The sequence below is a fragment of the Stappia sp. G46H5W genome (assembly GCF_058448995.1).
Genome location: NZ_JBZFLL010000006.1, coordinates 534,178 through 544,340, shown reverse-complemented (window position 1 = coordinate 544,340; position 10,163 = coordinate 534,178). Strand labels below are relative to the sequence as shown.

Sequence of the window (10,163 nt, the reverse complement as noted above, 5' to 3'; positions counted from 1 at the left end):
CTGCCAAGCTGCGCCAGCTTGCCGCCGACCTGCGCCTTCACCGTGTAGCTCAGCACCGTCTCGGCCCCGTCCTCGGCCAGCGACACATCCGCCGCACCCTTGGCAAAGCCGGCAACCCCGCCCTTGCCCTCGCCGACGATCGTGTAGCTCTCAGGCGGGTTCAGGTTCTCAAGCGTCACCGCACCCTTGAACGTCGCCTTCACAGGCCCGATCTTCGCAACGACCGTCGCCGTCATCTCCCGATCCGAAACCTTCTCGAGCTCCTCGCAACCGGGAATGCAACGACGCAAAACATCCGCATCGTTCAGCGCGGCCCAAACCGCCCCGCGACCTGCCAAAATCCGATACTCACCAACCAAATCCATGGAAACGCCAATCCCTCTCTTCGGCGCGCGCCCTGCGGAACGCCGACCCTTTCCCTAAGCTTGGCCAAGCCGGTCACACCTTTCAAGTGCTTGAAAGAAAATCAGCTACAAACTTCTCTTTGGTGCAGCGCAGCAGCGCGCGGGCGGCCCGAGGAGATTGACCCGCGCCATGAACCGCCCTAAGGCCAACGGAAACGGCACCCGCGCGACGGTGGGCGCCAGATCTTGCCCGGCCCGGCGCCGGGCCGTACGAAAAGGCAGTTCGTTCCCGTGTCCGCTCGCTCCGCCATGCCCGGCTCCGATCCCGTTCCCGCCCCTGCCGGCAAGCCGCCGGCCGCATGCTGGCCGCTGATGCTGGAAACACGCGGCTGGGAGGACTACGCGCTGCTCGACTTCGGGCACGGACGCAAGCTGGAGCGCTACGGCCGCATCGTCGTCGACCGGCCGGAGCCCCAGGCGATGGGCGCGCCGCGCCTGCCGGAAAAGCGCTGGCTGTCGGCCGATGCCGTGTTCACCGGCAATGACGAGGACGACGGCCCGGGCCGCTGGCGGCTGAACCGCGACCTGCCCGAAACCTGGCCGATGCGCTTTCACGACGTCCACTTCCTCGGTCGGTTCATGTCGTTCCGCCATGTCGGCGTGTTTCCCGAGCAGGCCGCGCACTGGCAGTGGATGGCCGAGCGGGTGGCCGCCCGCAAGGCAGCCGGCGGCAAGCCGATGCGCATCCTCAACCTGTTCGGCTATACCGGCCTTGCCTCGCTGGTGCCGGCCGCGGCCGGGGCGGAGGTCACCCATATCGATGCCTCCAAGAAGGCGATCGGCTGGGCGCGCGAGAACCAGGCGATGTCCGGGCTGGACGACCTGCCGGTGCGCTGGATCTGCGAGGACGCGGTGAAATTCGTCGCCCGCGAGGTCAAGCGCGGCAACCGCTACGACGGCATCCTGCTCGATCCGCCGAAATACGGCCGCGGCCCGAAGGGCGAGGTCTGGGACCTCTATGAAAGCCTGCCCGCATTGATGCCGATGATCGAGGAGATCCTGTCGCCGGAAGCCGACTTCCTGGTGCTGACGGCCTATGCGATCCGGGCGAGCTTCCTGTCGCTGCACGAGCTGATGGCCGAAACCCTGTCGCGGCGCGGCGGCGTGCTTGCCTCCGGCGAGCTGGTGCTGCGCGAGGAAGGCGGCAGCCGCGCTCTCTCCACCTCGCTCTACAGCCGCTGGAGCGCCTCATGAGCACGAACCTCCCGCGTCCCGGACAGGTCAAGCAGGTCACCTCCTTCTCCAATCCGCTGGTCAAGGACATCAAGGCGCTGATCGCCCAGCGCAAGCACCGCCAGAAGAGCGGGCGCTTCGTCGCCGAAGGGCTGAAGCTTGCCACCGACGCGCTGGCTGCCGGCTGGGAGGTCGACATGCTGGTGCTCGGCCCGGAGGCGCGCGACAGCGCCCCGGCGCGCGAGGTCGCAGCCACCGCGCGGGCGCGCGGCGCCACGATCCTGGAGGTCTCCACCGCCGTACTGGCCGCAATGACCCGGCGCGACAATCCGCAGATGGTCGTCGGCGTATACGGGCAGCGCCTGCTCTCCGCTTCCGCGCTGGAGAAGGCCTTCGCCGCTGCGCCGCAGGGCGTGTGGGTGGCGCTCGACCAGGTGCGCGACCCTGGCAATCTCGGCACCATCATCCGCACCGCAGACGCGGTCGGGGCATCCGGTGTCATCCTGGTCGGCGACACCACGGATCCCTTCGCCGTCGAGGCGGTGCGCGCCACCATGGGATCGCTGTTCCATGTGCCGCTGGCCCGCCTCACCCGCGAGGGCTTTCGCGAGCTCGCCGCACGCTGGCCGGGCACGGTCGTCGGCACCCATCTCAAGGGCTCGTCCGACTATCGCACCATCGACTATCGCCGCCCGTCGCTGCTGCTGATGGGCAACGAGCAGTCCGGCCTGCCGCAGGAGATGGCGGAGGCCTGCAGCGCGCTCGCTCGCATTCCGCAGACAGGCCAGGCCGACAGCCTCAATCTGGCGGTCGCGACTGCCGTGATGCTCTACGAGATCCGTCGCGGCGACCTCTCACTCACCTGATCAGACCTTTTCGGGAGCCTGAACCATGCGCCTTTTCGTCTTCGGCCTCGGCTATTCGGCGGATGCTTTCGTCCGACGCGTCTCCAGCCGCTGCGAGACGATCACGGCGACTACGCGAAGCGAGGAGAAGGCCGCGCGGCTTGCCGAGCGGGGCATTGTGCCCGTCCTTTTCGACGGCACTGCGCCCAGCGAGGCAGTGCGCGAGGCGCTTGCCGATGCCACCCATGTGCTCGTCTCCATCGCGCCAGGCGAGGCCGGCGATCCGGTGCTTGCCCATCACGCCGCCGACCTTGCCGCCGCGCGCCCGAACTGGGTGGGCTACCTCTCCACCGTCGGCGTCTACGGCAATCACGACGGGGGCTGGGTCGACGAGGAAACGCCCTGCCGGCCAGTATCGCGGCGCTCCCGCCAGCGGGTCGAGGCGGAAGAGGCCTGGCTCGCCTTTGCAGCGGAACATGACGTTCCGGTCCAGATCTTCCGCCTGTCTGGCATTTACGGGCCGGGCCGCAATGCCTTCATGAACTTCGAGAAGGGCACCGCCCGCCGGCTGATCAAGCCGGGCCAGGTGTTCAACCGGATCCATGTGGAAGACATTGCCGGTGCGCTGGAGGCGGCGGTCCATGCCACCCCGGCGACGCGTATCTTCAACGTCACCGACGACGAACCGGCGCCGCCCCAGGACGTGATCACCTATGCGGCGGAGCTGTTGGGCGTTGCGCCGCCGCCGGAGCAGGATTTCGAGACCGCCGACCTGTCGCCGATGGCCCGCTCCTTCTATGGCGAGAACAAGCGCGTCTCCAATGAGCGGGTGAAGCGGGAGCTCGGCTACACGTTCCGCTATCCCGACTACCGGACCGCGCTTGACACCCTCCACCGCGACGGCTGGCGCTGAGCCGCCGCGTCAGTCCACCGCCGTCTCGGCTGCCGCGCCGAAGCGCACCTTCGGTCCCTCGAGTGCTGCAAGATTGCGCCGAGGCGGAATGGCGGCGATTTCCAGGATGAGCTTCTTGCGGACCGCATCGGCGAAGGTCGCGGTGGAATCGGCCGAGACGACGAAGGAACCCGGCCCCCCGATGATGCGCTCGGCGAAGGCCGCCTCCAGATCGTAGGAGACCGGTCGGCCGGAACAGTGGCGGCACAGCACGGCGAGACCGTTGATGACGATGCCCGAGGCAACCACCTCGGCGCGGGCCGTTTCCAGCGGCGGCCCGCTCCAGCTGTTCGCGCTGTCGGCGGAAACGTCGATCACACGGCGCAGGCCCGTGTAGTCGTTGCCCTCGATCAGCTGCTTGCCCTTCAGCAGGGCCGAGCCGATGGCATTGCGACCGAAGGCGCGCCGCGGCGCAGCCATCAGCTTCTGTGCGAAGTCTTGCGCCGCCTGCGGTCCGTCGATGACCGTCCACGCGACCACCACGTCCTGCGAGACGTCGTTGCCCCATTCGACATAGGTCACCGCGATCTTGCCGTAGACATTGTCGAGGATCGCGGAGAGGACCATCGGGTCGGTGATCGCATCGGCATAGCCCTGCCGCTGGAACCGGATTTCCGCATCATCGATGGAGCCGGTGGAATCGGCGAGCAGCACCAGTTCCAGGTCGAGCTCCTCGGCACCTGCCCGGTGGACCGGCGCGGCGAGCGCCACGAGGAGGGAAAGGGCAAGGCAGGCGAGTGCGCGCATGGCCGTGTCTCCTGAACGTCCGGGACCTTCAGTCAAACACGGCCCGCGGCGGAGCCGAAAGGCCAAACAATCGGCAGTCCTTCACATTATCGCCAGCCCGAGCAGGCTGTGGCTAGCAAAGGTCAGCCGCCTTGGCGCCCCGGTCACGCACCAGTTTCGTGCGTCTTTCCCTCATGCCAGGGACCGTGGACGCTCCCCACGAGGCATGTGGTCTTGCACTTGGTGCGGCACCGCTTGCCGGAGTTTCGGACAATGCCGGCCCGTGCCAGCAACGACGGCCGGAACGTCCAGGATGTGTCGAGATCCTGCCCGCGGTCGCGCAGCGGCAGCCATTCGGGCGCCAGGATCTGGCGCCGCCCGGCCTCGTCGGTGCGCTCCACATGGATGCGCAGCGGCCAGGAGCGAAGCCCGCCCTGTGCCAGACAAAGGCCGAACCGCCCCGCCTGCCCGGTCTCTTCCAGCACGCGCCCGATCCGCTCCATCGCGGCCGCAGCCCGCGACAGGTCCGCCTCGCCCAGCCCGTGGCGGGCGAAGGCAAGCGGCAGCCAGCGGCCGTCCAGAAACCGCCACGAGGTCGGCAGGCCGCCACGGGAGAGAACGGAGGCCTGCGCACACACCCCGGTCGAGAGAGTATTGGCGCGCCTGTCGTGGCTTTCCCAGACCACTTCGCCGGCTCCGAGCGTGAAGTGAACATGAAGAAGACTGACGCCGAACGTGTTTTCGAGGCCAGCCTCGACAAGAATGTCGGCAATCTTCGAAAACAGATGCCCATCTCCCGTCTCATCGAAACGCTCGACATCGTCGACATAGGGCAGTCCGGCGTAGGGAAGTGGCAACGCATGCAAGGAATGGCTGGTCGCGGACATGATCGTCTCCTGAAAAATGCATGAATGAAGCACCATCGGGTCTCCGCAAGCGAAACCCCGAAAGGCATTCAATCCCGATTACGGGCTATTTTCAATCATAAGACGAAATTCACTATAGGTAATGCTCTCAATGAGTGCGAAACACCCTAACCTCCGCCGCCTCCTGCCGGCAGGGGCGGCATCTTTCGCCCACGGCGCTGCGCGAAGGCGGTCGTGGCAAGGCTGCCGACCACCAGCACCATGGCCACGGCGAGCGTCAGCGTTGGCGCTGCCCCCAGGAACACCACCGACAGGATCACCGCCGTCACCGGGCTGAGACCGAGAAAGGCCGTGACCACCGCGGCCTGCAGCCGGCTCAGCGCATAGAGCCAGAGCAGGAAACCAACGCCGCTCGACAGGCCGACAAAACCGACCAGAACCAGCGTCTGCCGCGACCAGTCGCCCATCGGCAGGCCCTGCCCTTCGAAAAGCGCCATGACACCGAGCGGCACCAGCGAGGCAAGCATGGCGATGACGCTGACCTTGGCGACGCCGCAGCGCTGCAGATACGGCCGGTAGAGATGGGAACATAGCGCACCGGTCAGCGTCGCCAGCGCCGCGCAGCCGACGCCGATCCAGTCGGAGGCGAGCATGCGGCCAGTCAGGGCCTCGCCCGCCAGCAGGAAGACGACGCCGATCACCGACAGCACGATGGAGGCGAGCTCCAGCGGCGAAACGCGCCCCGATGCAAAGCGCAGCCCCAGCGCCAGCGTGACAATGGGCAGGGTCGCGAACACCAGCGCCACCCGCGGCGAGCCGGTATGCAACACCGCCACGTTGAGCAGGGCCACTAGGACGCCGAACTGGCCGATGCCAATCAGCGCCACGGGAAGCATGTCGCGCCGCGAGACCGGCGTGCCGGACGAGAGCAGCGCGACCGGCACCAGGATCAGCAGCGCGATGGCATAGCGCAGGAAACCCAGCCGCCCGGCGCCGACTTCGGCGACCACCGCCTCGCTCGCCACCAGCGTGGCTCCGACCTGCAGGCCGGTGAAGATCGAGGCGAAGATCGGCCCGTTCACAGGTTGCGCCCCCAGATCTGGCCGACAAGGTCCTTGCCGAAGCTGCGGTGCCGCTCCTCCTCCAGCAATTCGAACCCTGCCGCCTCGTAGATGCGCCGCGCGGACACCAGAATGTCGTTGGTCCACAGCACCATGCGCCGGTAGCCGGCGCTGCGGGCAAAGCGTAGACACTCGTCAACGAGCGCCCGGCCCAGCCCGCGTCCGCGCGCTGCCGGGTCGACATAGAGCATGCGCAGCTTGGCGACCTCCTCGTCCTGGCGCACGACGAAGACCGAGCCAACGATCTCGCCTTCCATCTCGGCGATCCAGCAGCGCTCATGGGCCGGATCGAACTCAGCGATAAACTTGCCGGCGATTTCCGAGACCAGCCCCTCGAAGGTCCAGTCGAAGCCGTATTCCTTGGCATACAGAGCGGCCTGCCGATGGACGATCCAGCCGAGATCGCCGGGGCGCGGATCGCGCAGGATGAAGGTGCGGGTGTCCGGCGTGTCGCCCAGCAGTCGGCGGATGCGGGCCATGGCGCCGGTGACCTGGCTGCGCTCTTCCTGCGACAGCGGCGCCAGCAGCGCCCCGACTTCCCGGGTCGATGCCTCGTTGAGCCCGGCATAGACCTCGCGCCCGCTATCGCTCAAGGCCAGCGCCAGCCGCTTGGCGTTCTCCGGCGAAGGCGTACGGACCAGCAGCCCGTCGCTCTCCAGTCCCGACAGCAGCCGGCTGAGATAACCGGCATCCATCTGCAGGACATCTCCCAACTCGCGCGCCGAAGGCGGCGCATCGGGGCGGGCGCAGGCGAGTTCATGGAGAATGCGTACCTGGGCAAGCGTATAGTCGGTGGCGAGCATGCGCTCGTTCAGCGCGCCGACCAGCCTTGTGTGGAAGCGGTTGAACTGACGGACGGCAGCGACGTCCTCGTCGCGCACGGCAGAGTCCAACATGTTGCCGATCTCCTGATAGTGTTGCCTTAGTCAAGATATCGGATCGCATGCGTTGGTCAACGGAAATGGCCATGGCGGAATTACGCAGAACGAAAAACGCGCAGCCTTAGGGACTGCGCGTCGTTTCCTGTCGGTTCTCAGGCTGGGCGACCAGCCTCGCGTCAGGCGCTGCGGGTTCTGCGCACCGCGTCCTGCCAGCCGGCATGGAGGCGCGCCCGCTCGCCTTCCTCCATCTGCGGCTCGAAGCGGCGGTCGAGGTGCCAGGAGCGTGAAAACTCCTCCATTCCCGGCCACACGCCCGCCTTGTAGCCAGCAAGCCAGGCCGCCCCCAGCGCGGTCGTCTCCAGCACTTGCGGCCGGTCGACCGGCGCGGCAAGCAGATCGGAGAGGAACTGCATCGTCCAATCCGAGGCAGTCATGCCACCATCGACGCGCAGTACGATGTCGTCGGTGTCCATGTGCGCCGCATCGGCCCGCATCGCCTCGATGAGGTCCAGGGTCTGGTAGCCGACGCTCTCCAGCGCCGCACGGCAGAAGTCGGCCGGACCGCTTGCCCGGGTCAGGCCGAAGATAGCCCCGCGTGCATCCGGGTCCCAATAGGGCGCGCCGAGCCCGACGAAGGCCGGCACGAGATAGAGACGGTTCGCCGGGTCGGAAGCTTCGGCCAGCTTCTGGCTCTCTGCCGCCGCCCCGATGATGCCGAGCCCGTCGCGCAGCCACTGCACGGCACTGCCGGCGACGAAGATCGAGCCTTCCAACGCGTAGGTGGTCTGCCCGTCAAGACGGTAGGCGATCGTCGACAGCAACCGGTTCTGCGAGGCCACCCGGGTCTCGCCGGTGTTGAGCAGCGCGAAACAGCCCGTGCCGTAGGTCGACTTGATCATGCCGGCTCGGAAGCAGGCCTGGCCGACGGTTGCCGCCTGCTGGTCGCCGGCAACGCCGAGGATCTTCAACTCCGCGCCGAAATGCTCCGGATCGACCGTGCCGAACTCGTCCGCGCTGTCCTTCACCTCCGGCAGCATCGACATGGGCACGCCGAGCAGGCCGCAGAGCTCCTCGTCCCAACGGTTCTCGTCGATGTTGTAGAGCAGCGTGCGCGAGGCATTGGTCGCGTCGGTGACGTGCGACCGGCCGCCCGTCAGCTTCCAGATCAGCCAGCTGTCGACCGTGCCGAACAGCAGCTCGCCGCTTTCCGCGCGTTCCCGCGCGCCGTCCACATTGTCGAGGATCCAGGCCAGCTTGGTGCCGGAGAAGTAAGGGTCGAGCAAAAGGCCGGTCTTGCGGGTGAAGAGTTCCTCGTGGCCCTCGCGCTTCAGCGCGGCGCAGGTCTCGGCCGTGCGGCGGTCCTGCCAGACGATGGCGCGGCACACCGCCTCGCCCGTCTTGCGGCTCCACACCAGCGTCGTCTCGCGCTGGTTGGTGATGCCGACGCCGGCGATGGCCGAAGCCCCGCCGTCGATGCCGGCAAGCGCCTCGCGGCAGACGGCAAGCGTCGAGGTCCACAGGTCCTCCGGCTCATGCTCGACCCAGCCGGAACGCGGGAAATGCTGGGCGAATTCCTGCTGCCCGACGGCAACAGACCGGAATGCGCCATCGAAGACAATCGCCCGGCTCGAGGTGGTGCCCTGGTCGATCGCGAGTATGTATGCGCCGCTCACGCGTTTCCTCCAAATGTTCGCTTTCTTTCCTTATTGCCCCAAATCGACAGTCAAACGAAGCAGAAAACCGGAAACCCGAAAACCCGCCATCTCCCGTTGGCGTCGTGTCAGGCGCGGCGGTGCATCGACGCAAGGCCCGGCCGCTGTTACTGTCGCCAGACTGCCGCCCCGCCGGATCGCCGGCAAGTCTTCCGACCAGCCGCCGCTCCGCCATGTTCCTTGCGCCCAAGACACGCTCGCTCTTGCTCCTGGCCCTGGCGGTCATCGCGGCGCTGTCGCTGTGGTTCGTCTCCGCCGCGATCCTGCCCGAGATGCTGGCCGAGCATCCGATCACGCCGGTGCGCCAGGCCTTGCTGTCGAGCGCGGTACAGATCGGCTTCGTGATCGGCGCGCTCGCCTCCGCCATTCTCGGCCTGCCCGACCGGCTGCATCCCGGGCGCCTCTTCGCTGCCTGCGCCGCGCTTGCGGCCCTAGTCAATGCGGCTCTGCTGATCCTGCCCATCGGCGGCACGGGGGCGATCCTGGCGCGGGTCGCCACCGGTGCGCTGCTTGCCGGCGTCTATCCGGTGGGCATGAAGATCGCCGTCGGCTGGGGATTGAAGGATCGCGGCTTTCTCGTCGGCCTGCTGGTCGGCGCCGTGACGCTCGGCTCGGCTCTGCCGCATGTGATCGCACTTGGCGGCGGCGCCGACTGGCGGGCGACCGTGCTGATCGCCTCCGCCGCCTCGCTCATCGCAGCAGGCCTTGCGCTCGCCGTACGGCTCGGGCCGCATCATGCGACCTCCCCGCGCTTCGATCCGGCGGTGATCCGCCGCGCCTGGACGGACCGGCGCATCCGCCTCGCCTATGCCGGCTATTTCGGCCATATGTGGGAGCTGTATGCCATGTGGACCTGGGCCGGAGTGGCGATGGCCGCCGCCTTCGTGCCCGTGCTCGGCGAAGGCGAAGGGCTGGCGCTCGCCCGCATCGTCACCTTCGCCGCCATCGCACTCGGCGGTCTCGGCTGCATCGTCGGCGGCTGGTTCGCCGACAGGATCGGCAAGGACACGGTGGCGATCATCGCGCTCGCGGTCAGTTTCGCCAGCGCGATAGCCGCGGCGCTTTGCTTCGGCGGGCCGGTCTGGCTGCTGGCGGCGATCTTCCTGCTCTGGGGCGCCTCGATCATCCCGGACTCGCCGCAATTCTCGGCCCTCGTCGCCGACTTCGCCCCGCCGGAACAGGCCGGCAGCCTGATGACCCTGCAGACGGCCATCGGCTTCGCGCTGACCTTCGTCACGGTACAGGCCGCGCCGGTGATCGCCGGGCACTCGGGCTGGGCGGTGCTTCTGGCCCTGCTGGCGCTGGGGCCGGCGGCCGGGCTGATCGCGATGCTGCGGCTGCGGCGCCTGTCGCGGACGAAGGAGATCTGAGCCGCCCCTGAAACGCAAAAAGCGCCGTGCCTTGTCCGGGCATCGGCGCTTCGCGCATCACGCAAGCCTTGCGTGAAAGGTCGTCTTCGGCCGGGTCCTCCCGGCCGGGCACG

At 67.7% G+C, this 10,163-nt stretch carries 10 protein-coding genes; 4 read left to right on the top strand and 6 right to left on the bottom strand.

Going from position 1 to position 10,163, the window contains the following annotated elements; genetic code table 11:
* The coding region (locus ACVJ6E_RS20725; protein ID WP_147421875.1) for an SRPBCC family protein at positions 1 to 365 on the bottom strand (365 nt) is incomplete at its 3' end.
* Between the two features lie 288 nt (positions 366 to 653).
* Here ACVJ6E_RS20725 and ACVJ6E_RS20720 point away from each other — a divergent pair.
* The 3 genes from ACVJ6E_RS20720 to ACVJ6E_RS20710 are packed head-to-tail and all read left to right on the top strand — an operon-like array spanning position 654 to position 3,335.
* Entirely contained in the window at positions 654 to 1,598 is a 945-nt protein-coding gene (locus tag ACVJ6E_RS20720) for a class I SAM-dependent methyltransferase (protein ID WP_120270249.1), read from the top strand.
* Positions 1,595 to 2,443 carry a TrmH family RNA methyltransferase gene (locus tag ACVJ6E_RS20715; RefSeq protein WP_120270250.1) on the top strand — a complete coding sequence of 283 codons (849 nt, stop codon included), beginning with the start codon at positions 1,595 to 1,597 and terminating at the stop codon, positions 2,441 to 2,443. Before ACVJ6E_RS20720 ends, ACVJ6E_RS20715 begins: the two co-directional genes overlap by 4 nt.
* A gap of 25 nt (positions 2,444 to 2,468) precedes the next feature.
* On the top strand, positions 2,469 to 3,335 hold the full coding sequence (locus tag ACVJ6E_RS20710) for an SDR family oxidoreductase (RefSeq protein ID WP_120270251.1): 867 nt from the start codon (positions 2,469 to 2,471) through the stop codon (positions 3,333 to 3,335).
* A 9-nt stretch (positions 3,336 to 3,344) separates the two neighbouring features.
* Here the strand turns inward: ACVJ6E_RS20710 and ACVJ6E_RS20705 are convergent, their stop codons facing one another.
* The 5 genes from ACVJ6E_RS20705 to glpK form a co-directional block, all read right to left on the bottom strand.
* Positions 3,345 to 4,121 carry a DUF1194 domain-containing protein gene (locus ACVJ6E_RS20705; RefSeq protein WP_120270252.1) on the bottom strand — a complete coding sequence of 259 codons (777 nt, stop codon included), beginning with the start codon at positions 4,119 to 4,121 and terminating at the stop codon, positions 3,345 to 3,347.
* A gap of 143 nt (positions 4,122 to 4,264) precedes the next feature.
* Positions 4,265 to 4,987 carry a hypothetical protein gene (locus ACVJ6E_RS20700; protein ID WP_147421901.1) on the bottom strand — a complete coding sequence of 241 codons (723 nt, stop codon included), beginning with the start codon at positions 4,985 to 4,987 and terminating at the stop codon, positions 4,265 to 4,267.
* Positions 4,988 to 5,133: 146 nt separating this feature from the next.
* Positions 5,134 to 6,048 carry a DMT family transporter gene (locus tag ACVJ6E_RS20695; RefSeq protein ID WP_120270254.1) on the bottom strand — a complete coding sequence of 305 codons (915 nt, stop codon included), beginning with the start codon at positions 6,046 to 6,048 and terminating at the stop codon, positions 5,134 to 5,136.
* Positions 6,045 to 6,983 (bottom strand): bifunctional helix-turn-helix transcriptional regulator/GNAT family N-acetyltransferase, encoded by a 939-nt coding sequence (locus ACVJ6E_RS20690; RefSeq protein WP_120270255.1) that lies wholly within the window; start codon positions 6,981 to 6,983, stop codon positions 6,045 to 6,047. Before ACVJ6E_RS20690 ends, ACVJ6E_RS20695 begins: the two co-directional genes overlap by 4 nt.
* A 161-nt stretch (positions 6,984 to 7,144) precedes the next feature.
* Positions 7,145 to 8,641: a glycerol kinase GlpK gene (glpK, locus tag ACVJ6E_RS20685; protein ID WP_120270256.1), complete on the bottom strand. Its 1,497-nt coding sequence runs from the start codon at positions 8,639 to 8,641 to the stop codon at positions 7,145 to 7,147.
* Positions 8,642 to 8,883: 242 nt separating this feature from the next.
* Between glpK and ACVJ6E_RS20680 the strand changes: the two genes are divergently transcribed.
* The gene (locus ACVJ6E_RS20680) at positions 8,884 to 10,050 is read left to right on the top strand and encodes an MFS transporter (protein ID WP_208996859.1); all 1,167 of its coding nucleotides are present in this window, start codon (positions 8,884 to 8,886) and stop codon (positions 10,048 to 10,050) included.
* The last annotated feature ends 113 nt before the right edge of the window (positions 10,051 to 10,163 follow it).